This is a genomic window from Pseudomonas pisciculturae (assembly GCF_015461805.1).
Taxonomy (GTDB): Bacteria; Pseudomonadota; Gammaproteobacteria; order Pseudomonadales; family Pseudomonadaceae; genus Aquipseudomonas; species Aquipseudomonas pisciculturae.
In genome coordinates this window covers 558,251-583,208 of sequence record NZ_JACVZE010000005.1, presented here as the reverse complement: position 1 = coordinate 583,208, position 24,958 = coordinate 558,251, and the positions used below count along the sequence as shown (strand labels likewise).

18 protein-coding genes and 1 rRNA gene are annotated in these 24,958 nt (G+C 61.9%); 9 read left to right on the top strand and 10 right to left on the bottom strand.

All coding sequences use genetic code 11. The features are described 5' to 3' along the window. Both rrf and mrdA read left to right on the top strand, forming a co-directional pair. Positions 1 to 110, top strand: a 5S ribosomal RNA gene (rrf, locus tag ICY20_RS17120); the annotation flags it as partial. 237 nt (positions 111 to 347) lie between these two features. Then, positions 348 to 2,240, top strand: coding sequence for a penicillin-binding protein 2 (gene mrdA / locus ICY20_RS17115; protein WP_159961695.1), 1,893 nt, complete (start codon positions 348 to 350; stop codon positions 2,238 to 2,240). A 1-nt stretch (position 2,241) separates the two neighbouring features. Here mrdA and ICY20_RS17110 read toward each other — a convergent pair whose 3' ends face one another. Further along, on the bottom strand, positions 2,242 to 2,643 hold the full coding sequence (locus tag ICY20_RS17110) for a GFA family protein (RefSeq protein WP_194938071.1): 402 nt from the start codon (positions 2,641 to 2,643) through the stop codon (positions 2,242 to 2,244). 138 nt (positions 2,644 to 2,781) lie between these two features. Here ICY20_RS17110 and ICY20_RS17105 point away from each other — a divergent pair, with 138 nt between their 5' ends. Continuing rightward, positions 2,782 to 3,285, top strand: a complete 504-nt coding sequence (locus ICY20_RS17105) for an SRPBCC family protein (protein ID WP_194938070.1) — start codon at positions 2,782 to 2,784, stop codon at positions 3,283 to 3,285. Between the two features lie 87 nt (positions 3,286 to 3,372). Here ICY20_RS17105 and ICY20_RS17100 read toward each other — a convergent pair whose 3' ends face one another. Further along, complete coding sequence (locus ICY20_RS17100; protein WP_194938069.1) at positions 3,373 to 5,610, bottom strand: TonB-dependent receptor; 2,238 nt, start codon at positions 5,608 to 5,610, stop codon at positions 3,373 to 3,375. 198 nt (positions 5,611 to 5,808) lie between these two features. On the opposite strand from ICY20_RS17100, the gene ICY20_RS17095 reads away from it, so the two are divergent. The 6 genes from ICY20_RS17095 (at position 5,809) to ICY20_RS17070 (ending at position 13,633) form a co-directional block, all read left to right on the top strand. Then, positions 5,809 to 8,166 (top strand): DNA polymerase II, encoded by a 2,358-nt coding sequence (locus tag ICY20_RS17095; RefSeq protein ID WP_194938068.1) that lies wholly within the window; start codon positions 5,809 to 5,811, stop codon positions 8,164 to 8,166. Between the two features lie 24 nt (positions 8,167 to 8,190). Beyond that, complete coding sequence (locus ICY20_RS17090; RefSeq protein ID WP_159961682.1) at positions 8,191 to 8,823, top strand: glutathione S-transferase N-terminal domain-containing protein; 633 nt, start codon at positions 8,191 to 8,193, stop codon at positions 8,821 to 8,823. A 165-nt stretch (positions 8,824 to 8,988) separates the two neighbouring features. Beyond that, complete coding sequence (locus ICY20_RS17085) at positions 8,989 to 9,564, top strand: DUF4174 domain-containing protein (protein ID WP_194938067.1); 576 nt, start codon at positions 8,989 to 8,991, stop codon at positions 9,562 to 9,564. 112 nt (positions 9,565 to 9,676) lie between these two features. Then, complete coding sequence (locus tag ICY20_RS17080; RefSeq protein ID WP_159961676.1) at positions 9,677 to 10,192, top strand: sigma-70 family RNA polymerase sigma factor; 516 nt, start codon at positions 9,677 to 9,679, stop codon at positions 10,190 to 10,192. Then, complete coding sequence (locus tag ICY20_RS17075) at positions 10,189 to 11,142, top strand: FecR domain-containing protein (protein ID WP_159961673.1); 954 nt, start codon at positions 10,189 to 10,191, stop codon at positions 11,140 to 11,142. Before ICY20_RS17080 ends, ICY20_RS17075 begins: the two co-directional genes overlap by 4 nt. 82 nt (positions 11,143 to 11,224) lie before the next feature. Beyond that, positions 11,225 to 13,633, top strand: coding sequence for a TonB-dependent siderophore receptor (locus ICY20_RS17070; RefSeq protein ID WP_407692625.1), 2,409 nt, complete (start codon positions 11,225 to 11,227; stop codon positions 13,631 to 13,633). Positions 13,634 to 14,208: 575 nt separating this feature from the next. Here the strand turns inward: ICY20_RS17070 and ICY20_RS17065 are convergent. Genes ICY20_RS17065 through ICY20_RS17030 form a run of 8 tightly spaced genes read right to left on the bottom strand, consistent with a single transcriptional unit; the run spans position 14,209 to position 24,945 of the window. Then, positions 14,209 to 15,264: an acyltransferase family protein gene (locus tag ICY20_RS17065; protein ID WP_407692624.1), complete on the bottom strand. Its 1,056-nt coding sequence runs from the start codon at positions 15,262 to 15,264 to the stop codon at positions 14,209 to 14,211. A 22-nt stretch (positions 15,265 to 15,286) separates the two neighbouring features. Further along, entirely contained in the window at positions 15,287 to 16,696 is a 1,410-nt protein-coding gene (locus ICY20_RS17060; protein WP_194938066.1) for a lipid II flippase MurJ, read from the bottom strand. Next, a complete protein-coding gene (locus ICY20_RS17055; protein WP_194938065.1) occupies positions 16,696 to 18,129 on the bottom strand; it encodes an O-antigen ligase family protein in 1,434 nt (477 codons plus the stop codon). The genes ICY20_RS17060 and ICY20_RS17055 overlap by 1 nt, the downstream gene beginning before the upstream one ends. Continuing rightward, positions 18,126 to 19,229: a glycosyltransferase family 4 protein gene (locus tag ICY20_RS17050; RefSeq protein ID WP_159961661.1), complete on the bottom strand. Its 1,104-nt coding sequence runs from the start codon at positions 19,227 to 19,229 to the stop codon at positions 18,126 to 18,128. The genes ICY20_RS17055 and ICY20_RS17050 overlap by 4 nt, the downstream gene beginning before the upstream one ends. Continuing rightward, positions 19,220 to 20,437, bottom strand: coding sequence for a glycosyltransferase family 4 protein (locus ICY20_RS17045; RefSeq protein WP_159961659.1), 1,218 nt, complete (start codon positions 20,435 to 20,437; stop codon positions 19,220 to 19,222). Before ICY20_RS17045 ends, ICY20_RS17050 begins: the two co-directional genes overlap by 10 nt. Before the next feature lie 8 nt (positions 20,438 to 20,445). After that, positions 20,446 to 21,774: a glycoside hydrolase family protein gene (locus ICY20_RS17040; protein WP_194938064.1), complete on the bottom strand. Its 1,329-nt coding sequence runs from the start codon at positions 21,772 to 21,774 to the stop codon at positions 20,446 to 20,448. Then, positions 21,764 to 22,954: a glycosyltransferase gene (locus tag ICY20_RS17035; protein ID WP_194938063.1), complete on the bottom strand. Its 1,191-nt coding sequence runs from the start codon at positions 22,952 to 22,954 to the stop codon at positions 21,764 to 21,766. The genes ICY20_RS17040 and ICY20_RS17035 overlap by 11 nt, the downstream gene beginning before the upstream one ends. Continuing rightward, positions 22,954 to 24,945, bottom strand: a complete 1,992-nt coding sequence (locus ICY20_RS17030; protein WP_159961650.1) for a GumC family protein — start codon at positions 24,943 to 24,945, stop codon at positions 22,954 to 22,956. The genes ICY20_RS17035 and ICY20_RS17030 overlap by 1 nt, the downstream gene beginning before the upstream one ends. Positions 24,946 to 24,958: the final 13 nt, after the last annotated feature.

Here is a 24,958-nt window from a genome sequence, read left to right as displayed (position 1 = left end):
GACCATAGAGCATTGGAACCACCTGATCCCATCCCGAACTCAGCAGTGAAACGATGCATCGCCGATGGTAGTGTGGGGTTTCCCCATGTGAGAGTAGGTCATCGTCAAGATTAAATTCCGAAACCCCATTTGCGAAAGCAGATGGGGTTTTGTTTTGGGCGGTCGAAAAGTGCCGTTAGCTGTCGCACGGCAGTAAAAACCCGTTCCCTACTGACCAACAGCATGCCGTTGAGGAAATCAATGCAAAGTGTTTCTGCATTTTTGGTATGGTGCAGCACATTTTCACAAGGACTGATCTTTCTTCCGCAGGATGCGGCGTCGACCTTCATCAACGAGATGCTGTAGAAATGCCAGAAGCTATACCCATCAAGGATCACGAAAAAGAAAACCGCCTGGTCAATAAGCGCCTGCTCGCCTGTGCACTGCTGGTGATCGGCATTACCTGCGCGTTGGTAGGCCGTATGTACTTCCTGCAGGTAGTACAGTTCGATTATCACTCTACGATTTCCGAAAACAACCGCGTGCATGTGTTGCCGATCACACCGACGCGCGGGTTGATTTATGACCGCAACGGCGTGGTGCTGGCTGACAACCGTCCCAGCTACAACCTGACCATCACCCGCGAACGTACCAGTGACCTCAACGGTGAACTGGACGCCATCGTCAGTTTGCTGCACCTGCCAGCCGAAGACCGAGCAGTGTTCGACAAGGCGCTAAAGCAAGCCCGCCATCCCTTCGTCCCGGTGACTCTGTTTTACGAACTGACCGAAGAACAGATCGCCCTGCTGGCCGTCAACGAGTTCCGCCTGCCGGGGGTCGACGTAGAGCCACAATTCGTGCGGCACTACCCGTTAGGCGCACACTTTGCCCATTCCATTGGCTACGTGGGGCGGATCAACGAAAAAGAGTCCAAGGCCCTCGATTCAGTGGAGTATCGCGGCACGCAATCCATCGGCAAGACCGGTATCGAGCGTTTTTACGAATCCGAGCTCCACGGCCACGTCGGCTACGAAGAGGTCGAGACCAACGCCCAGGGTCGCGTATTGCGGGTGCTCAAGCACACTGATCCGGTCCCCGGCAAAAACATCGTGCTAAGCCTCGACGTCCACCTTCAGGAAGCGGCCGAAGAAGCCCTCGGCGACCGCCGTGGTTCGGTCGTGGCCCTCGATCCACAAACCGGTGAAGTATTGGCCATGGTCAGCAAGCCGAGTTTTGACCCCAACCTCTTCGTCACAGGTATCAGCTTCAAGGAATACGCCGCGCTGCACGATTCCATCGACCGGCCTCTGTTCAACCGTGTCCTCAGAGGCCTCTACGCGCCAGGCTCAACCATCAAGCCCGAGGTGGCCATCGCCGGCCTCGACAGCGGTGTCGTCACCGCTCAAACCCGCGTGTTCGACCCTGGTTACTACCAACTGCCCGACTTTGATCATAAATACCGCAATTGGAACCACAGCGGCGACGGCTGGGTAGACATGGACGCAGCCATCATGCGCTCCAACGACACCTACTTTTACGATTTAGCCCACAAACTGGGCATCGACCGCCTGCACGACTATCTCGCCGAGTTCGGCCTCGGCCAGAAAGTCTCCTTGGACATGTTTGAAGAGTCTGCCGGCCTGATGCCATCCCAGGCCTGGAAGCGCGCCACCCGACGTCAACCCTGGTTCCCCGGCGAAACCGTGATCCTGGGTATCGGCCAGGGCTACATGCAGGTCACGCCGTTGCAACTGGCCCAGGCCACTGCGCTGATCGCCAACAAAGGTGTGTGGAACCGACCGCACCTGGCCAAGACCATCAACGGCGTGCCACCGACAGACGAAAACCCGATGCCCAATGTTGTCCTTAAAGACCAACGCGACTGGGAGCAGGTCAACCATGGTATGCAATTGGTGATGCACGACCCACGTGGCATCGCCCGTGCCGCTGCGCAGGGCGCGCAGTACCGCATTGCCGGCAAGAGCGGTACGGCGCAGGTTGTCGCGATCAAACAAGGCGAGCGCTATAACCGTAACAAGACGTTGGAGCGCCATCGCGATAACGCCTTGTTCGTCGGCTTCGCGCCCGCGGAACACCCGAAAATCGTGATCTCGGTAATGATCGAAAACGGTGAGGCCGGAGGGCGCGTAGCAGGCCCGGTAGTGCGGCAAATCATGGACGCTTGGCTGCTCGACCAGGAAGGTCACCTGAAGCCGCAGTATGCGACGCCCGTCAAAGCGCCCGGAGATCCAAAGGTTTAACTCAAAGCTTCCACTCGTCCCATGTCTCTAAGTCGCCATAGGCAAGCCAGGGCACATCGTGGGCTGTCCAGATGTGCGAGGTAGGCCTGACGCCCGGATCATCATCCAGCGTCGCCACTCGCACAATCACATGGGGCTGATGCCCACGCTCGGCCATCAGATGGGAGCCGCAGCGTGAGCAGAAATGCCTGAATTTACCCGGCGAAGATTCATACGACGATAACAGTGCCTCGCCTTGGGTCCAACGAAAGTGTTCGCGCATGACGCCCGCCGTCGAAACGAACGGCGCTGCGTGAACCTTGCGACAGCTTTGGCAATGGCAGTGGCTGATGGGCATATCCAGACTGTCCAGCTGGTACTGCACGGCCTTGCAGAAACAACTTCCATGTAGCGGTTGAGTCATGGTGCTTCACCTCAGGGGGAGGGAGACAATCTACCATTCGCGCATCCTGTCACTCTGAAGTAAATCGCAACACCAATGCGCAGCCCAAAAGGTTGCGCATTGTTCGATGTCGCCTACTGTCAATGCAGGAGGTGACTTATGCACGTATTGGATCGCATCGAACGAAAAGTCTTGCTCAACGCTTCACGTAAACAGGTATGGGAAGCACTGACCAACGCCGAGCAATTCGGCGACTGGTTCGGCATCGCCCTCAAGGGCAAAACCTTTAATGCGGGGCAAACCCTCGAAGCACCCATCACTTATCCGGGTTACGAGCATGTGATCTGGAAGGCCAAGATCGAACGTATCCTGCCGCAGACGCTGTTCTCATTCTGGTGGCACCCCTTTGCGGTAGAGCAGGGCGTTGATTACGACCAAGAGACCCCGACCCTGGTGGAATTCACCCTTGAGGACCGCGCCCCGGGCATTCTGCTGCGGGTGGTCGAATCAGGCTTTGACACGGTGCCCGAGGCACGCCGGCAGAAGGCCTTCAAGATGAATTCCCGAGGTTGGGATGAGCAGATGGGCAATATCGAGAACTACCTGAACAACCATGTGGTGAGCGAGCTTGCCCCGCGCTGGGTGGCGAAGCCGCCCCAATAAGGCTGCCGCGGTGTTTCAGAAAGACCGCGGCGCCTGGTTTTAGGGCGGCTTCGCCACCCAGCGCGGGGCAAGCCCGCTCACTACAAACTAGAAATCCACTGACGCGGACAACTTGGCCACACGCGGGTCACCCTGACTCAGGTAACCACCCTGGGCCGATTCCCAATACTTCGCGTTGGCGACGTTCTCAACGGTAGCGCCCAGCGTGACATCACGCTGCGCAACCTTGAAGTTGTAGCGCGCGCCCACATCGAAGCGATTCCACGCCGGCAAGCTCAGGTTATTGGCCGCGTCGGCGTATTGGCCACCCGTGCGCAGCATGCGCCCATTGAGGCTCACGCCTTGCACGCCCGGTACATCCCAATCAACCCCGGCATTGAGTTGGAAGGAGGGAACGCCAATGGCCCGGTTTCCGTCGTTGGCGCCGTTTTGCGTGTCCTTGAGTTCTGTCTTCATCACCGTCACACCGCCGAGCAAACGCAGGCCGCTGACGGGTTCGCCGAACACGTTGAGCTCGACGCCCTTGTTGATTTGCAGGCCTTCGCGCACGTAACGCGCCGTGTCAGCATCGACCACTTCGGAGTAACCGGCACCAGGCTGTTCGATACGATAAACACCCAGCGTTGCGCCGTAGCTACCCATATCGACCTTGACACCTGCTTCGATCTGCTTGGAGCGGGCCGGAGCATAGGCTTGACCTCCGCCGACGATCGTTCGGGTGCCCAATGTGAGCGGCGACGTCGGCCCCTGGGCCAAACCTTCGATGCGGTTGGCATACACCGACACATGTTCCCACGGCTTGAACACGATGCCGTAGACCGGCGTGGTGATCGACTCGTCGTAGTTGGCTGTGCGTGTGCCACTCGAGTAGCTGTAACCCTGTACCACCATCTGCTGGCGGCGTGCGCCGAGCGTCACCAATAGACGATCGTCGAAGAAACCAAGCGTGTCGGAAACGGCCGCACTACGCACGAAGGTCTTGTCAGTAATCTTAGGGTCGTTGAAATCGGTGCCCGGCGTATTGCGTGGGTTGTTCAGGGCTGGTGGAGCACCCGTCACAGGGTCATAGAGATTGGTTGCCGTTGTACCGCTGGCGAACACGTAGGCGTTGCGCGTCTGAGTCCAAATCCCGGCCAGGCCAAAGTTCAGGCGATGGCTGACTGGACCAGTCTGAAACTTGCCGTTCAGGCCGCTCATCACGCTGCTGTTGTCTTCTTCATGTGCAATGGTCGAGCCGCTGGCGGTGGCATTGCCAAGGTTGTCGGTCAGCGTCACCGACGAATAGCGCCCCATTTCGCGACTGTGCTTGGCCCCGGCGGCCGCGTATGCCGTCCAGTCATCGTTCAGATCGTACTCGGCGCGCAGCATGCCCAAGGTGTCTTCAAGGTTGGTGCTGCTCCAGCTCGGTGCGTAGTTGGTGTCTGCTGAAGGTGCATCCGGGATATGGGTTGCAGTGCCCGTGAAGACCGAGTTGCGCCCACCATTGATCCGCTGTTTCTGATACACAAAGTCACCGGACAAACGCAACGCATCACCGCGATAGTCCAGGCCGACCGCAAAGAGCTTCGAGCGCTGGCTTTCATCATCAATGCCAGTATCGCCTTCGCGCTGGGACAGGTTGACCCGTGCGCCAAATCGATTGTCTTCGCCGAAGCGCTGGCCAATGTCCAAATGTTCGCCCACCCGGCCGTCGCTGCTGATGTCGGTGCTCAAACGTCGCAGCGGCACATCATCGGCGCGCTTGGGTTGCAGGTTGACGGCGCCGCCTATCCCCGAGCCGGTGGGGCTTACGCCGTTGATAAAGGCATTCGGCCCCTTGAACACTTCAACGCGCTCCAACGCGTCAGTCGAAATAATCTGACGCGGCAGGATGCCGTACAAACCGTTATAGGAAATATCGTCGCCATTGAGCGGCAGGCCGCGGATCATGAAGGTCTGCGCCTGGTTGGCATACCCCGATGCCTGACGCACCGACGAGTCATTGAGCAGCACATCGCCAACGGTCTCAGCCTGCTGATCACGAATCAACTGTTCGGTATAGGACGACATGCTGAACGGCACATCCATGATGTCCTGGTTACCCAGCACACCCATTTGACCGCCGCGTGCCACTTGGCCGCCGGCATACGCGGGGGGCAGGGCGCTTGGCGCGGGGGCCTCAGCGTTGATGTTGGTGGCGCCCAATTCCAGCGTGTTGCCGTCCTGACTGTTGTTCGCATCCTGCGGGGTGGCTGGGGTTGCGGCGTGAGCGGTGAGGCTCAGGGAGCAGCAAAGGGCGAGCAAGGTCGGACGAAACGGCACAGCGAATGGCGTACGGGCGGGCATGGTCGATCCTGACGGCGAACCGTCAATGTGAGGAAAAGGGCAACAAACGTTGCGCGTCCTCACTGCGCGGATACGACTCCGGCGCGAATGATAGTGATTGTTATTAGCGCAGCGCAACAAATATTTACTTGTTCGGTCTGCCGGCGCACATAGCCGAGTAGAATCACGCCCTGAAAGCGATTCCTGAGGTGCGGTACGGTGGATTTACAGCAGGGTTTTGTCCTGACCCGGCATTGGCGTGACACGCCGCAGGGCACGGAGGTCAGCTTCTGGCTGGCGACCGATGCTGGCCCCAGGTTTATCCGCCTTCCCATGCAGACCTCTGTGGTGTTTATCCCCGAGGCCCACCGCAAGCCGCTGGACTGGCTGCTCAAGGGCGAGCGCGAGATCGAGTTGCGCCCGTTGCAGTTGTGCGACTTTCATCACCGCCCGGTCCTCGGTCTTTACACCCGCCAGCACCGCCAATTGATGGACGTGGAAAAACGCCTGCGCGCCGCCGGTGTCGATGTCTACGAAGGCGATGTGCGCCCGCCTGAGCGCTACATGATGGAGCGCTTCATCACCGCGCCCGTGTGGTTTGGCGGCACGCCGTGTGCTGACGGCACGCTGACAGAGGCGCAGATGAAACCCGCGCCCGAGTATCGGCCGCCGCTGAAACTGGTGTCCCTCGATATCGAGACCACCGCCCAGGGCGACCTGTATTCCATCGCCCTCGAAGGCTGTGGCGAGCGCCAGGTGTACATGCTCGGCCCGCCCAACAAAACCGACGCAGTTGACTTCAAACTCGACTACTGCGACACCCGCGCCCAGTTACTCGAACGCCTCAACCAATGGGTCGCTACCTTCGACCCCGACGCGATCATCGGCTGGAACCTGGTGCAGTTCGACCTGCGCGTACTCCACGAACACGCCCAACGCCTCAGCGTGCCGCTGCTGCTTGGCCGTGGCGCCGAGCCCATGGCCTGGCGCGAACATGGCAGCCGCAGCCACTACTTTGCGGCTGCGGCGGGGCGGTTGATCATCGACGGCATCGAAGCCCTGCGCTCGGCCACCTGGAGTTTCGAATCCTTCAGCCTGGAAAACGTCGCACAAACGCTGCTGGGTGAGGGCAAGGACATCTCCACGCCGTACCAGCGCATGGACGAAATCAACCGCATGTTCGCCGAGGACAAGCCCGCTCTGGCGCGCTACAACCTCAAGGACTGCGAGCTGGTCACGCGCATCTTCGCCAAGACCGAACTGCTCAAATTCTTGTTGGAGCGGGCCAGCGTCACCGGGCTGCCGGCGGATCGCAACGGGGGCTCCGTTGCGGCCTTTACCCACCTGTACATGCCGCTGATGCACCGCCAAGGCTTCGTCGCGCCCAACCTGGGAGACAAACCGCCCCAGGCCAGCCCCGGCGGTTTCGTCATGGACTCACGCCCCGGCCTCTACGAATCGGTGCTGGTGCTCGATTACAAAAGCCTTTACCCGTCGATCATCCGCAGCTTTCTCATCGACCCGGTGGGCCTGATCGAAGGTCTCAAATACCCCGACGACAGCGACTCGGTGGAAGGCTTTCGCGGCGCACGGTTTTCCCGCACCCGGCATTGCTTGCCGGCCATCGTCGAGCGGGTTTCTGAAGGCCGTGAAGAGGCCAAGCGCGAACACAACGCGCCGTTGTCACAAGCGTTGAAAATCATCATGAACGCCTTTTACGGCGTGCTCGGTTCCAGTGGTTGCCGTTTCTTCGATACGCGCCTGGCGTCGTCCATCACCATGCGTGGCCACCAGATTATGCGCCAGACCCGCGAACTGGTTGAGGCCAAGGGCTTTGAGGTGATCTACGGCGACACTGACTCTACCTTCGTCTGGCTCGGCGGCGCCCACTCCCAGGAGGACGCCAGCCGCATTGGCCGCGCCCTGGTGCAGCATGTCAACGACTGGTGGCGCGAGCACTTGCGCAGCGAATTTGGCCTGCAAAGTGCCCTTGAGTTGCAATACGAAACCCACTTCAGCCGTTTCCTGATGCCCACTATTCGCGGCGCAGAGGAGGGCAGTAAAAAGCGCTACGCCGGCTTGGTCACGCGCAGCGATGGCAGCGAAGAAATGGTCTACAAAGGCCTCGAAACCGTACGCAGCGACTGGTCGCCCCTGGCCCGCCGCTTCCAGCAGGAGCTGTACCAGCGCATCTTCCATCGCCAGCCGCACCAAGACTATATTCGCGACTACGTGCGCCGCACCCTGAGCGGCGAATTCGACGAATTGCTGATCTACCGTAAACGCCTGCGCCGTCGTCTGGACGACTACGAGCGCAACGTGCCACCCCACGTGCGCGCCGCGCGCCTGGCCGATGACTACAACGACCGCCTCGGCCGCCCGCGCCAATACCAGCGCGGTGGTTGGATCAGCTACGTGATGAGCGTCAACGGCCCCGAGCCTCTGGAAGTGCGCAAAGCGCCCATCGACTACGATCATTACGTCACCCGCCAATTGCAACCGGTGGCCGATGCGATCCTGCCGTTCGTGGATGACGACTTCGGCACCCTGGTGGGCGGGCAGATGGGTTTGTTTTAAATACGGCCAACGGAGGAAAGCCCCATGTACACGCTCTACGGTATCGACGAATCCGGCTCCTGCATGATCGAAATCGCGTTGCAGCGGTGCGGCGTACCTTGGCGCCGAATCGATGCGGCCTCTTGGGCCGAGGGTGAGGGCAGTGACGAACTGGCGCGTATCAACCCGCTCAAGCAGGTGCCCACCCTGGTCACCCCCGATGGCCAGGTGCTGACCGAAAGCAGCGCGATCCTCATCCACCTCGGCCTTGAATTTCCCAATGCCGACCTGCTGGCCGGCAACCGTGCGCAGATCATCCGTGGCCTGGTGTACATCGCTGCCAACTGCTACTCAGCCATCGGCATCATCGACTACCCGCAACGCTGGCTGGGCAACGTCAATGAAACCGTGCAGGCGCAATTGGTCACCGGCACCCGGCGCTACCTGCACCAGGCCTGGGTCGTGTTCGCCGACCAGTTCGCCGAGCAGTTGTTTGCCCCCAACGGTGTGCCCAATGCATTGGGGCTCATGGCCGCGGCGGTGTCGCGCTGGGACGAGGCGCGCGAGGCCTTGAATGGCTTGGCGCCGGGCTTTGCACAAAGCCTGGCACAGGTGGATGCCGACCCCATTGTGGCCCCCGTATTTGCTCGGCATTGGCCCGAGTGGAAGGTCTCATGATGTTTCCGCAATCTGTGGAAACAATCACCGCCAACCCCACTCAACCCCTTGCGTAGCGGGCGTCCTGGCCTACGCTTTCTTGAAGTGCTGTAGGAATCATCCTTGAATTTGACTGTCGCAGACATGAAACTCAAGAACCCTGCATGGAATTCAAAGGAGGTGCGCATGCTCATCCGGTCGCTGACCCTGGCTACCTTGATGGCTTTTACGGGGCCGCTGTTGGCCGCGGATGATATCAACCCGCTCAAGCAGGATCTGGGTAAGGCCCGTCCGCTGGTGGTGGTGGAGCTTGATTCCGGTAACTCCACCTTGGCGACCCTCCAAAAGCAATTGGACGAACCTGCCAACAAGCAGGCGTTCGAACAACGCAACATGGTGTTCTACACCGTGAAGTTCGGCAGCATCGGTGCCGAAGGGGATAAGTTCGCCAAGGAAGCAAAAGACAACAAAAAACTCACACCGCCTGAAACCAACGCCCTGATCCGTGCCCTCAAGCTCGGCGCTGGCAGCGGCACCAAAGTGATTCTGGTGGGCAAGGACGGTGAGAAGAAACTCGAGAAGACCGTGCCACCGGATACCCTCGACTTGAAAGAGTTCTTCAGTACCATCGACCAGATGCCGATGGCTGAAAAAGAAGCGGCCGCTGCCGCAGAGCCCGAGCCCGTTGCCCCCGCGCCGGCCAAAGGCGCCAAACCGGTTAAACCGGGCAGCAAGCCAGCGCCACAACAACTCGACGACTGACCCTCGCCAGGAGCCGGCCAGCCGGCTCCTGCAGCACAAACTTGCAGCATCAGCCTGATGCGCCATATGATAAGCGTTATCATTTACGCTTCATTGCCCGCGCGCGCCTTCCATGTCTTCGACTCCAACGGTAAGCCCCACTGATCTGGCCACCCTGTACCAGCAGCAACACCGCTGGTTGCAGCAATGGCTATGGCGTCGCTTGAACTGCTCGCAGAGCGCCGCCGACCTGGCCCAAGACACCTTTCTGCGCCTGCTGGTCAAGAACCAACCGATTGAAGTGCAGGCGCCCCGCAGTTTTTTGGCGAAGGTGGCGCAGAGCGTATTGTCCAACCACTACCGTCGGCAAAAGCTGGAAAAAGCCTACCTGCAGGCCCTGGCCCTGCTACCTGAAGAGTCAGCCCCCAGCGCCGAAACCCAGTGGATCCTGCTCGAAACCCTCACCGCCCTTGATGAAGCCCTCAGTCGCCTGGCCCTGCCGGTGCGCCAGGCGTTCCTGTGGTCGCAGCTCGACGGCCTCAGCCACGGCGAGATTGCCGAGCGCCTGGGCGCCAGCATCACCACGGTCAAGCGCTACATCATCAAGGCCGGTGCGCAATGCATCCTGCTGGACAGCCAACGGCCATGACGGTCTCCCTGGAAGCCGCCGAACAGGCGATGCACTGGCAGTTGGAGTTACAGGCGCCGGATGTGAGCGAGCAGACCCGTGCCGATTGGCAGCGCTGGCGCGAGCAAGACCCGGCCCATGAACTGGCGTGGCAGCATTCCCAGCGGTTTTTCCAACGCCTGCAAGGCGTGCGCGCGCCGGCCCATCAAGCCCTGGTCAGCGCGGCGTTGCTGCCGGCGTTGTCCCGCCGCCAAGTGGTCAAGCACCTGGCCGTGCTGCTGGCGGCGGGCACCACCACGTGGAGCATCAAGCACACCGAACTGCTGCAACACTGGGCCAGCGATTACAGCACCAGCGTCGGCGAACGCTGGCGCATCGACCTCGCGGACAACACCCAGGTGCAACTCAATACCGACACGGCTATCGATGTGCAATACACCCCGCAGCTGCGCCAGATCCACGTGCTGCGCGGCGAAATCCTGGTGGCCCCAAACCCCACCGATGCCCGCCCATTGTGGGTAAAGACCGCCGAAGGCCTGACCCGCGCTGTCAGTGGGCGTTTCAGCGTACGCCAACGCAGCGGTTTCACCCAATTGGGTGCCGTCGACCAAGGCGCGCTGTCGGTGCAGCTCCCATCCGGCAGCCTCGTCTTGCAGGCGGGCGAATTGATCAGCTTTGACGCCCACACCTTGCTCGCCCGCCGCCCTCAGCGAGACGGCGAGTTAGCCTGGAGTGGCGGCATGATCGTCGCCCAGGGCATGCGCCTGGAAGACTTTCTCGATGAACTGGGCCGCTACCGTCGCGGGCATCTGGCTTGTGAGCCGACAGTGCGCGACCTGCGTGTTTCCGGCACTTATCCGCTGGCCGACACCGACCGCATCCTGGCGGCGCTGGCGCAAACCCTCAGGCTGGATGTGCAGCATTTCACCCGCTTCTGGGTCACCTTAAAGCCTCGCCAGGGCATGGTTTGAATTTATTTCGCGCCAGGGTGGTCCGTTTGCCAATCTCACGAGACTTATATCCCCAGACACTACCTTCACTGGGGAAACAGGCATGCCGCCACGCACAACATTGAAAACATCACTGGCCCTTGCCGTCATGCAAGGCATCGCAGGTCTAACGCTCGCTACACCGTTGGTACTCGCGTCGAGCTGGGTACAGGCCGCAGAGCAATTGGACTTCAACATCGCCCCCGGCTTATTGGCCGGCGCCCTCAACCAGTTCGGCCAGGCCAGCCAGATCCTGTTGTCCTACCCCGCAGCACTCACCGACGGCAAGACCAGCCCCGGTCTGCAAGGGCGCCATGACCTGGACACCGGCCTGGCCATTCTGCTGAGCACCAGCGACCTACAAGCCGTGCGTGGCAGTGGCAACCACTACTCGCTGGAGCCGCGCCCGGCCGGTGGTGCGCTGCAACTGAGCACCGTGTCCATCTCGGGCAAGGCCCCTGGCTCGACCACCGAGGGCACCGGTTCTTACACCACGCAATCCTCCAGCAGCTCGACGCGGCTGAACCTGACCCCGCGCGAAACCCCGCAGTCCCTCACCGTAATGACCCGCCAGCGCCTGGACGACCAACGCCTCACCAACCTCAGCGACACCCTCGACGCCACCCCCGGCATCATCGTGCTGCGCGACGGCCAGGGTGCGGAAAGCGATGGGTATTTTTCCCGCGGCTTCCAGATCCAGAATTTCGAGATCGACGGCGTGCCCACCGCCACGCGCATGGACAACTACACCCAAAGCATGGCCATGTACGACCGTGTTGAAATCGTGCGCGGTGCCACCGGCTTGATCAGCGGCATGGGCAACCCGGCAGCGACCATCAACCTGATCCGCAAGCGCCCCACCGCCGAAGCGCGGGCCAGTGTCACGGCCGATGCGGGCACCTGGGACCGCTACGGCACCGGCGTCGATGTCTCCGGCCCGCTCACCGAAACCGGCAATGTGCGTGGGCGCCTGGTGGCGGACTACAAGACCGAGCACTCGTGGATCGACCGCTACAAGCAGGAAAGCCAACTGCTCTACGGCATCACCGAGTTTGATCTCACCGAAGACACCTTGCTGACCATGGGCTTGAGCTACCTGCGCACCGATGTCGACTCGCCGGCGCGTTCCGGTTTGCCCACACGCTTCACCGATGGCTCGCGCAGCAACCTCAGCCGCTCGCTGAACACAGCGCCATCCTGGTCCTACAATGACCATGAACAGACCAGCTTCTTCACATCCCTGGAGCAGAAATTCGACAATGGCTGGAGCGCCAAGGCCGAATTCACCCACACCGAAAACCAGTTCGACGAAGTCTTCAACTACGTCAACGGTAGCCTCAACAGCGATGGCAGCGGCACCACCCAATTGCCGGTGCGTTTCTCAGGCACGCCGCGCCAAAACAACCTCGACCTGTACGCTACCGGCCCGTTCGACCTGTTAGGCCGCGAGCATGAGTTGATCGCCGGTGTCACCTTGTCCAAATACCGCGAGAGCGTGCCCAGCTACGGCAGTTGGAACTACGACTATTCCAGCTCGCCCGCCGGTGCCATCGACAACCTGTTCAACTGGGACGGCAATTCGGCCAAACCTGCGTTTGACGTCACCGGCAAATCCTCGGTGGATGAGAGCCAATACGCCGCCTACCTGAGCACCCGCCTGCGGGTCACTGATGACCTCAGCCTGATCCTCGGCAGCCGCGTCATCGACTGGAAACGCGAGACCGAGAGCAGCACCTATGGCGGCGCCACCACGCGTACCGACGAATCCGAAACCGGTGTCTACATCCCCTACGCGGGCGTGGTGTATGACCTCACCGACAACTGGTCGGCGTACGCCAGCTACACCAAGATCTTCAACCCCCAGGCCATGGGCGTGCACGACATCAACAACAAGGCGCTGCCGCCGATGGAAGGCAAGGGCTATGAAGTCGGGCTCAAGGGAAGTTTCTTCGACGAGAAGCTGAACACCAGCCTGGCACTGTTCAAGCTGGAACAGGACAACCTGGCGATCTGGATCGACACCCCCGGCGGCGACACTTACCGCAACGAGAAGGGCACCACCACCAAAGGCGTCGAGCTGGAGCTCAATGGTGAATTGGCCGAAGGCTGGCAAGCCTCCGCCGGCTACGCCTATGCGGTGAGCACCGATGCCGACGACAACCGCATCGTCACCACCTTGCCGCGCCAGAGCCTCAAGACCTTCACTACCTACCGCCTGCCGGGTGCTCTCGACAAACTCACCGTGGGCGGCGGGGTAAATTGGCAGAGCAAGGTCGGTGAAGACTTGCACACCTTCAGCCAAGGCAGCTACGCGGTCACCAACCTGCTGGTGCGCTACGACATAACGCCCCAGCTGAGCACCTCGGTGAACCTCAACAACTTGTTCGACCGCGAGTACCTGAGCTACGCCGGCAACCACGGCATGTACGGCGCGCCGCGCAACCTGATGACCAGTGTCAAATACGATTTCTAATCTGAGCGCTTAACCTCAAGTGGGAAGGGCTTGGCTGTGTGCTCAATTTATCGGCAGGGCACACATCCAAATGTGGGAGCTGGCTTGCCTGCGAAAGCGGTGGGCCAGTTGGCATTTGCGGCGGCTGACCCACCGCCTTCGCGGGCAAGCCCGCTCCCACAGGGGGGTGGCGGTGTACATGGTTTTCGGGACTGGCACCGACCCAAATGTGGGAGCTGGCTTGCCTGCGAAAGCGTTGGGCCAGCTGGCATTTGCGGCGACTGAACCACCGCCTTCGCGAGCAAGCCCGCTCCCACAGGGGATTGGCGGTGTACATGGTTTTCGGGACTGGCACCGATCCAAATGTGGGAGCTGGCTTGCCTGCGAAAGCGGTGGGCCAGCTGGCATTTACGGCGACTGACCCACCGCCTTCGCGAGCAAGCCCGCTCCCACAGGGGATCGGCGGTGTACATGGTTTTCGGGACTGGCACCGATCCAAATGTGGGAGCTGGCTTGCCTGCGAAAGCGGTAGATCAGCTGGCATTTTCGGCGACTGACCCACCGCCTTCGCGGGCAAGCCAGCTCCCACATTGGGTTCAGCTGGGTGCCGGGGATTGGGTTTGAGTTTTCTTGCGCACCGGGAACGGAAAGTAGAAAAACCGCAAAAACGCCACCCGCTTGATCACTTCCCCAATCAACAAAGGCGCCACCACCGCCACCACCAGCCCCACGCACGCTGCCGCAAACGGGTGCAGCCCCAGGCGTTCCATCAGGTCGAAGGTCTTGTGCTGGATCTCCCCGTGAAAGATCAACAGAATCAACGTGGACTGACCAATGTAGGTCATCGCCCGCGTCAGTCCGCGAGACACCATCAGTACCCGTGCCAGTGCCCAGCACAGGTAAACCCCGATCACTGCCAGCAGGCTGGTCCACAGCCAGTGGTCATAGCGCCGTTGCGCCAAGTCCATGGTGTCGCCTCGCCAGAGGAATACCGCCGCAAACAGTACCGCCGAAATCACCAGCGTCAGCAGCGAACCTTCATGCCGACGCAGCCAGTCCCGCAGCAGGTAGCCCAAGATAAAACAGGCGCTGCTGATCAGCGTGATATCGAGGCTGAACGGCAGGCCCGGCAACACCCAAGTTTGCCCGCCGATCGTCACCGGCAATTGCCAGAACCATGGCAGCACCCAGGTACCCATCAGCAACATCAACGCCATCAACCCGCAGTTCACCGCCAAGGGCAGACGTTGGATCAGCCGCAATACCCCCCAACTGAACAAAATCACCACCCAGAAGTGCGGCAAAAACCACAGCGCCTGCCACGGGATGGTGCTTACCGAGGCATACAGCACACCGCCGATATCTGGCAACAGCGGCTGGCCGCGCAGTACATCACGCACGATCACGTACAACAGCATGGTGAAGAAAAACGGCTTGAGCAGGCCGTCGGCCTTACGCATTGCCATTTCGCCAAAAGGTTGCTCTGGCTTGAACAACACCCCTGACAAAAAGAAGAACAACGGCAACACGAACGAGGCCAGAATCGGGTACATCAGGTCCAGGGACGTGGCCACGAACCAACTGTGGGCATACACGATCACCAAGATGCCGATGCCTTTGGCGATGTCCATTTGAATCCAGCGATTTTTCACCTGTGCGCTCCCCATCGTTCATTCATGCCTTGCGCCATGGCTTGAGCCACAACCCCATCCCCAGCAACACCACGGCGCCGGCCAGGGTGCTCAGCCCAAGTTGCATCCACACACCTTCAATACGGAACAGCGCCGCCGCAGCCAACCCCATCAGCACGGCACTGAGCAACCAGTGCCGCGCCCAAGGCAAGGCGTCGAGCAGGGCCTGGCGTTGCATCAACAGCAGCGCGGTGCAGATCACGCCCGCCAGCGCGGCCAATGGGATGCCTGCCAAGCCAAACACAAAGGGCAGGGCACCGAGCAGCACCACGTTGACCAGGCTACCGAGCAATTCGCAGCGCAAGGGCTGACGCGTATCGCCAGCAGCGTAGGCGTAACGAGCGAGCAGGGCGTTCCAGGCGCCGAACACCAGCGGCACGGCAAACCAGGCCAACAGCAGGGGCAGCGGCGACTCCGCCGATTGCTTGGGCAGCAGCAGCGCCACCAAGCTCGGCGCTGCGGCCACCAGGCCGACACCCGCCGGCAGGGTCAGCAGGCTGGCGGTTTCCAGGCCGCGCTTGAGCAGGGCCAGGCGCTCATCGCCCTGGCGGCGGCTCATCATGCCCAGCAGCACCTGGTTGAGGCTCATCAGTGCAATCAGCGGCAGGTTCATCAGTTTGCGGGCCAGGTTGACCCAGGTCACCGCGCCTTCCCCCAGCAGCGATGCCACCAAACGCTCGACCAACGCCAACCCTTGGCTGGCGCCGTTGCTCAGCAACAGTGGGCCGATGCGCTGGCCCAGTTCTCTTAATGGCGCGAAAGACAGCTGCCAGCGCCACGGCCGCCAGCCCTGGCGCCACAGGGCCGGCAGCATCGCCAGTGGCATCAGCAGGCTGCCGGCCAGGCAGGCCAGGGCGAGCGAGTGCGGTTGAGTGGCGGTGCCGGCAAGCGCCAGATAAGTCACCGGCGGCAGGTTGAACAGCAGCGAGCCCAACCCCGCCAGCACAAATCGTTCGCTGGCCTGCAACGGAATGCTGAACAGCGCGTGCAGCATCAAGCCCGGCACGCACCACGCGACGATCTGCAAATTACTGCTGGCGAGTGCCGTGGCGCTGGCGGCCAGCCCCGGGCCGAGCAACTGCACCAGCCACGGCGCCAACAGCGTCAGCAACAGGCTGGTCACCAGTGCGATCAGCATCAAGGCCGGGAACAACACCGCCAGCCAGCCCAATCGCTCGCCGTCCTTGCGCGCCAGGTACAACGGCAACGCGGCGGCGCTCAGCACGCCACCGGCCAGGGACATGCGCAATGCCTCGGGCAAAAACAGCGCAATCAGGAACGCATCACTGCGCTCTCCCGCCCCCCAGGCCGCCACCAGCAACCATTCGCGGGCAAAGCCCAGGCACAGGCCCAGCAGCGTCGCCAGGGTCAGCCAGGCGGCAGAACCGAGCATCAGTGGCGCACGCCATCAGGCAGCGGCTCGGCCACATCCACGCGCTTGACCTGACGCAGCCGTGCCGGAAACAACCGCCGTGCTTCCAACACATTGATACCCACCATCAACCAGAACAGCGCCACCATCACCACCGCGAAGCTGAAATAGTGGTCGAACAAACCGCTGACCAGTGCCGACAGAATGCCCGCCGTAGTACCCAGCCACAGGGCGTTGTCTTTGTTCAGGCGGATCGGGCCTTTTTCCGGGCGGGCTTCACGCCACCAGCGCACGGTCACCGCCACAAAGAACAGCATGCCGACGATGCCGATCTTGTAGATGTAGTTCAGCCACAGGTTGGAGATGCCCAGCAGGTGCGTGCCCGGCACGGGCGGGTCGACCTTGAAGCCGATGCCCAGCGGATACGCCGCCACCGCCTGCGGGAACATGCGGTATTCGTCAAAGCGCACTTCGGTACTGGCGTTGCTCGACGAGAAAATCGTCGCCAGCCGCTCCTGCAACGGCGGATAAGCCAGCACCAGCGCCACCGTCAGCGCTGCGCCGATCATCAGCAGGCGCCCAGTGTAGGGCACGCGTCGCGAGGCCATCCACAGCAACACCAGCGCCAGGCTGACCATGGCGCCACGGCTACTGGCCAACAACAATGCCGCCGCGCCCAGGCACGCCACGCCCAGGCCCAGTGCGCGCTTCCAGCCTTGTTCGGTCATGCCAAAGCAGAAGGCCAGGGGCAGCAGCAAGGCCATGATCCCGCCGATGGCATTCGGGTGCGTCCACGGCGAACCCATGCGCGAGGACATAGCCTCCAGGCCAAACTTCAAGGTGTCGAAGTTGGCGTAGTTGAACAGCGCCAGGATCGGCGCGATGCCAGCCCCGGAGCGGGTGCGTACAAACACCACAATCGACAGCACCAGCATCGCCAGGGTGCCCAGCAGCAGGGCGATCACCAGGGATTCGCGGTGCTTGCGGTCCACCAGCAACTGGGCGGCCAGGAACACCCCCGACAGGTTCAACAACCAGCGCAGCCAGTTCGCTACGCCGCTGCTGTCGGCGTGGGTGATGACCTGGCCGACGATAAACGGGAACACACTGAACAGCATCAACCACAGCAGCGCCTGGTCGGTGGGGCGTCGGGCGAATTTCGTCCCATCGGGCATACGCGACAAAAACCGATGCCACACCACGGCGCCCCAGGTCAGGGCCAGGATCGCTTCGCTGACGGTGGTGCGAATGCCCAGGTTGACCGTGGAATACGGCATGAACGTCGCCATCAGGGCAAACAGCAGCAGGCCCCAGAACGGAAAGCGCAGGATGGTCACCGCCCCCGCCAGGCCGAGCACGGCGATGAACGCCTTGGCCGGTGACAACAACAGCGCCAGTGCCCCAAACAGCAGGCCGAAAAGAATCGCGATGAGGCTTGTCAGGTTTGCTCTCACTTCAACTCCTCGATCAGTTCGGCCAGGCGTTGGCGGTAGGCATGTTGATTAAAACGCTGCGCCCACAACCGCCGTTGCTCGTGTGTTTCTTCATCGGGCCTGGCACCCAGGCTGAGCATCAATTGCACCAACGCCACACCATCGGTAGGGGAGAATCGCGGTGCCGACGGTGGGGTGATTTCATCCAGCGACGTACCGCTGGCCACGGCCACCGGCGTGCCCACACTCAGGGCTTCAATCACCGGCAGGCCAAAGCCTTCGGCGTAAGACGGCTGCCACAGGCGTGACGCCTGGCGGTACAGCGCCTGCAACTCGGCGTCCGACACACCACTCAAGGCCCGAATCCCCGGCAACGTGCGTTGGGCTTCGGGCAAGTGCTCAAGGCTGCCCACCAGGACCAACTCCGGTACCTCGGGGGATTGGCGCCGCGCTTGCTGCCAGGCGTCCACCAAAAACGGCACGTTCTTGCGCAACTCACGGGTGCCCACCAGCAACCAGTAGCGCTCGGGTAATTGGCGGGCGCTGATATCTGCCGCCGGTTCGACAAACCCATCCACCTGGTTGGGCAGTACACGAATCTTGCCCGCGGCCTTGGGAAACAACCGCGCGGTTTCATCGGCGCTGTACTGAGAGGGCGTCCACACCCGGTCGGCACTGTGCACCGCGTAGGCAATCGACAGGCGATCACTGGTCTTGTAGATCAGCGCTTTCAAGCGGTTGGCGTGGTAGTTGTTCAAGGTGATCTGGAACAAGTCATGCAGCAGCACCACGGTGCGCAAGCCCTTGGGTTTGGGCGGCAGCGGCAGGCCCATATTGAAGGTGCTGATGTACAGGTCGATATGCTGCTCGCGCAGCGCACGGGGCAAGAAACCGGCTTCGAAACGCAGGCGATTGTGGGGTTGGTGCATGGCGGTCTTGGCGCACCCCCAGGCGGGGCAATGGGCCTGCAAGCGGGTTTCGTCGCCCAGCGGCGCCACGGTAAAACGTTCAAGCTCAACGTCCGGCAGGGCGCGCAAGCCGGCTTCCAGCGCGTACACCTGGCGGCTGATGCCCGATTGCGGCGAGGTGCCGACGGTGCGGTAATCAAGACCTACACGCATGCGGGCTCCTTTTGATTCAATGGCGCAAGGGTCGCATACACCTGCTCCAACTGGCTGGCGGCGACGCTCCAGTCGTGGGCGCGGCGTACGTAGGCGCGGCCCGCTTCGCCCATGGGCGCGGCAGCGTCCGGGAACTGCAGCAGGCGCACCACCGCATCCGCCAGGTTGGCGGCGGTCTGGCCACCGAGGTAGTCCAGGCCATCCACCAGGTCCAGGCCCGACACACCTTGCGCGGTACTCGCCAGCGGCAGGCCGGCGGCCAGGGCTTCGAGCACTTTGAGTTTGGAACCGCCGCCATGGCGCAACGGCGCGAGAAACACCGAGCAGCTCGATTGCAGGTCCAGCAGGTTGGGCACAAAGCCTTGCCACTCGATGCGCGGGTCTTTCCAACGTTCCCGCCAACTGCCCGGCATGCCGAAGCCGCACACGCTCATGCGCGCGTCCGGGCAACGCTCCCAGACCTTGGGCAAAATCTCATCCAGGGCCCACTCGATGGCGTCCACATTCGGCGCGTATTCGTAGTTGCCCAAAAACAGCACACGGCGCGTCGACGGGTCGGGATGGGCGGCGGCGAAGTGATCGCAGTCCACGCCATTGACCACCACCGGCACGGGTTTGCCGGCGATGGTTTCCAATACTTGGGCGTCGGCCTCGGTCACGGCGACGACTTGAGTGGCCTGGCGCATCACCCGGCGCTCCCAGCGTGCGTAACGCCACTGATCGTAGCGAATGAACGGCAGCGCCCAGCTTGGCAAGCGGTCGTAGGTGGCGGCGCCAAGGGCCGATTCGACGTTGTGCTCGGTCAGCACAAACGGCTGGGATTTGCGTGCCAGCGCTTCTTCGTACGGCTGGAAGCTGTAGCTGTGCTCGATCTGCACCACGTCCCATGGCTCGGCCAGCAGCCAATCGAATGTCTCCTGCAGTTCACTCGACAGGCCGTTCACACTGGCCAGCAGCGGGTAGGGCGCAACCAGCCCGGCCACTAGGGTTTTGACACTTCTCAATGGGCGACGCGGCAGGATGATCACCTGCTCAAGAAACCCCTCCAGCACCTCGCGGTCGGCGCGCGACACCGACTGTTTGTCATGCAGCAGCAAGGTGATGCGATGCCCGCGTGCCGCCAGGCTGCGCAGCAAGTGGTATTGGCGGGTCTTGCCGCCGCTGGTGGCGGGCCAGGGTGAGTAGGGCAGTATCCATAGAATGCGCATGGCGGGCTCTACTCCCATAACAGAATTTGCAGGTTCGGCTTCACCGGTACGGTCAGGCCGCCGGTCCCGCTGACCGGGGTTTGCGTGCTGCGCAGGGGGTCGTACAGCGTGGCGCTGGCAAGGCCTGGCAAGTGCGCGTTGCCGCCTTCGGCCGACCAGAAGAACCAGAGTTTTTTGCCATCGCTGCGGGTCCAACCGACGCTGAACAAACCGTCGGGCAACTGGTCGGCCTGCGGTGGGTCTGCGGGGGTCAGTTGCGGGCCGCTGACATCCAGGAAATTTTTCAGCGCGGTGTAGGCCGGCTTGGGGTTGGCATCGATGTCCAGCAGGCCGTAGAACTGGTCGCGCACGCTGGCGCGCTGGTCGAGGTCGCTCAAGGTGAACAGGAAGATCCGGTCGAAATCCATCGCACTCATCAGCGCCACGCGCCGCACGATGTAATCGGCCTGGCCTTGTTGCGTGATGATGTCCTGAGCGTCTTTGGGGCCGGGGTAGGTGGACCAGCCCCACTCGGTGCTCCACAAGGTCTGTACGCCGCCATTGCGCAGGGCCAGGTTGAGCGCGTTGGTCTTGGCGATAAAGTCCAGGTTGGCCGGGTCGTTGCCCTCGGGCAGTTGGGTGTAGGGGTGATAGGAAATCACCGTGTTGAGGCTCGCGACACCCAGAGCGCCGAGAGCGTCGAACATGGTCTGGCCGTTGGGCATTTCGCTGAAAAAAGCCATGCCGGCGGCAACCACCGGTTTGGTGGGGTTCACACCGCGTAACGCGCCCGCCGTGGCGGTCAACAGGTTGGCAAAACCAGCGGGGTCGGCCACCGGGCGCCAGAAGCCCAGCAAGTTGGGCTCGTTCCACACTTGCCACGCGTCAACACTGGGGTAGCGCTGAGAGAGCAGCGCCATACGGGTGGCGAATACGTTGGGGTCTTTGGGCGGGTATTGGTCTTGATAGGGCGCACCCACTGGCGCGGTGGTGGCGAAGGGCGCCGAGCCCACCAGGTAGAACACCGACTTGAGCTGGTTGCTTTGCAGGTTGCCCACCAGTTGGTCCAGTGCGGCGACCTGGTATTGGTTTTCCACCGGCTCCAATTGGTCCCAGTGCAAGTCCAGGCGCACCCATTCCAGGCCCAAGGCCTTGAGGCGGTCGATCTGCATCTGGTAACGCTGCGGGCTGAACCACAGGAACTGCGCGTTCACCCCCAGAAAATCCTTCCACACCACCACCTTGCTGCCCTTGAGCACATGGTTCTCGGCATCGGCCTGGCGCCCCCACAGGAAGGCGCTCAGGCCCAGCACGGCAACCACCGCAAGGGTCGCAAAAAAGGTCGGTTTACGCGCCATAGGGGGCTCCCGCAATCGCCTGTTCGAACAGCTGCTTGAACTTCTGTGCGGTCAGCGGCCACAAACGTTCGCGACCGATTTCGCCAGCGCGCTCGGCCCAATCCCGGGCCAGTGCTGGCGTGCGTGCCAAACGCAGGATTTGTTCCCCAAGGGCGTTCACGTCGCCTTCGGGGTAGATGGCGCCGTTGCCGCTGGCGACTTCCTCGGCAAATGCCCGCGCATCCGAAGTGATCGCGCCGCGCCCACACGCGGTGGCCCACGACAACGCGCCGCTGGTGCCACGCTGGCGCCCCAGCAGGCCGAGTTTTTTCGATTCGCGGTAGGGCAGCACCATCGCATGGTGGGCCTGGATGGTCTGGGCAATTTCGTCGGCTGGCAGGTTCAAGCGCCAGTCGATGGAGCCCGTCAGGCCCAGTGCGGCGATCTGGCTCTTGAGTTGCTCCAGGTAATTGCCACCCGCGCCAAACGCCATTTCCGCCGCCGTTCCACCGGCCAGGGTCAGGCGCACACGGTCGCGCAATTGGGGCGCTTTTTCGAACACATTAGCCAGGGCCTGCACCAGATCTTCGATGCCTTTGCCCCGGTAGATAAAACCGAAATACAGCAGGCGCAAGGTCTCGAGTGGCGGCAGCGGCACAGGCGCAATCGCCAAGTTAGCGTGGTTGATCACCGCCACTTTGCCGGCTGGCAGTTGCATGCGCTGAGTCAGGCACTCGGCGCCCAGGCGGGTGAGGGTCACCAGCCGGGTCAGGCCTTTGGCGACGTGGCGTTCTTCGCGCAAGGTCAGCGGGTCGGCCAGCACCACCGCCGCCTGGGGCAACGGGCTGGGCAAACGTTCCAGCAGGTTCAGCGGAAACGGCAGGTGTTCACGCCGCCACACGATGCGTTCGGGGTCATGCACGGTGGCAGTCAACGGCAACTGCGGGTAGGCCTTGCGCAGTTCGCGCAGGGCCAGAAACTCTCCCAGCCGCCCGCCACCCAACTCGGCGTGCACCAGGTCGACGCCGTGCCAGTCGAACGCCGCGACGGCCTGCTTGATCGCCTCGGAGTTGCCCGCCACCCCGGCCAACGGCGTCAGCACCGTGACGCCGAGTAGCTCCAGTGCCGTGCGGAAATGGTTCGCGTAGTCGGCGATCCCGTTTTTCTCCGGCGGCAGCGGGGCGAGCAGGGCGATACGCATTAGAACGCCCCCCGGTACTTGGCGATGAACCTGAGCACCTTGGCCGGCACTTCGAGTTTGCGCCGGTTGATGATGATGCCGTCCACTTTGCCGAACGCGGTATTGAGGATCGACAGCGCATGTTCCACCACCGGCACTGTGCTTTTGTGCGCCTCCACCACCAGCGCAATCAGGTCAGCGCGGCGCAGGGTGACAAACGCTTCGCGGTTATCCAGCAGCGCCGACGCATCCAGTACCACCACTTCGCCGGGCTCGGCCGGGGCCAGGCCGCCGACCCGCACATTCACGCCATTTTCCAGCAGCAATTGGCGCAGATGCTCCACCACAAAGGTCACGCCTTCGCCGTGGCGCGCCGAGGTCAGCCCGAGGGTCAGGCCCTGTTCGGCGATACGGTCGGGCTTGAGCAAGCTATATAGCCTGTAAATGCTCGCATTGAACGCGTTGGTGCTCTGTGCGGTGGTGGTGTCCAACTCCGGCAGGGTGGTCCACAAGCGCAGGCCGAACTTGCGCTCCACCAGGCCGCCGTCGTGAATACGCTGGTCCAGCAGGTAGCACAGGTAGATCACCAGCAGGCCGACAACGATGGCAAACGGGATCGCCAACAGCAGCATCACCAGGGTTTTGGGGAAGATGCGGCCCGGGTTCAGGGTGGCTTCTTCAATCACTGCGATGTTGCTGATCTGGCTGTTATCCAACTCACGGTCGATGCGCGATTTTTCCAGGTTGTCGACGTACAGCGTGTAGTTGCGCTCGGTGGCGTTCAGCTCGCGGGACAGACGCGCCAGTTCCGGTTCAATCTCCAGGGCTTCCTTGCGTTGTGCGTCGAGGTTCAGCAGTTGTTTTTCCTGCTGCACCAGTTGGGTACGCAGCGCCTTGTTGTTGCTGGTTTCATCCAGCAGCACCCGCTGCAGGTGGATCTCCAGGGTGTTGGGCGCACGGTTTTCCGAAGCCTGCACGGTCGGGCTTTCGCTGGCGACTTGCGCCTGCATCGCACGAATCGACGCATCCAGCGCTTTGACGGGCGGCGCGTTGTCGGTGTAGGTGCGCATCATGTCGGCTTTTTCCAGAAACTTCTGGTTGAGCAGGCGACGCAAGTCTTGTTGCTGAGGGTTGAGTGCGATCTGGCGCACCGTGGTCACTTCCTTGGGCTGGCCTTTGAGCTGTTCGCGGGTGCTCGCAATGGCGCTGTCGGAGGAGGCGATCAGCCGCGTGGTGTTGAAGGCTTCGCCACGCAGCACGTTGATGCGCTCGGACAAGTCTTCGAGGCGGTCGGTAATGCTCGCCGCGCCGATCTTGTTCAGGTGCGTGAGGATCTGTTCTTTGTAACTCTTGATCTCGGTGGCGCTGTTGCTCACCTGGCCTTCGTAGAAAACGTACAGGCTCTTGCGCCCCAAGGCCTGGGTGCGTTCGTTGACGTAGGTCTCGACCCAGTCCTTGACGATCGCCTGGGCAATCTCCGGGTCGCTCCAGGTGAAGCTGATGTCCATCACTGTGGAGCCGGCGGCGTGGCTGACGTCAAAGCTCTTTTCCAGGCCCGCGGCCAAACGCTCCACGGGTGTGGTTTTTTCGATGATGCCGATGCTTTCCAGCACCACGCGAATGCCGTCGAACACCCCGCCCACTGCGCTTTTTACGTAATACTTGGTGCGCTTGACGAAGCCTTCCGGCGGCGGCGCGTTGTTAACCACTTCCAGATAATGCTCGGCCACCGCACGCACAATCGGCCGACCGGTGAGCAGGCGCTCTTCGTCGACAATCGGGTCACGCTGGGTGCTCTGCATCACCAGCGCCTGGCGGTTGCTGATCTCGATGGGCAGGGTGGAATCACGCCCTGGTTTGACCAGCAAGCGCGCGGTGGACTCGTACTTGGCCGGCAGTAAAAAAGCCCCCAGCAGGATGATCACCAGCGCGGCAATCGCCGCCAGTTTGAACTCACGCCGGAAGATGAAGAACAAGCGCAGCAGATCACGAAAAGAACGGATCTCGATCATGGGATGTCGCTCC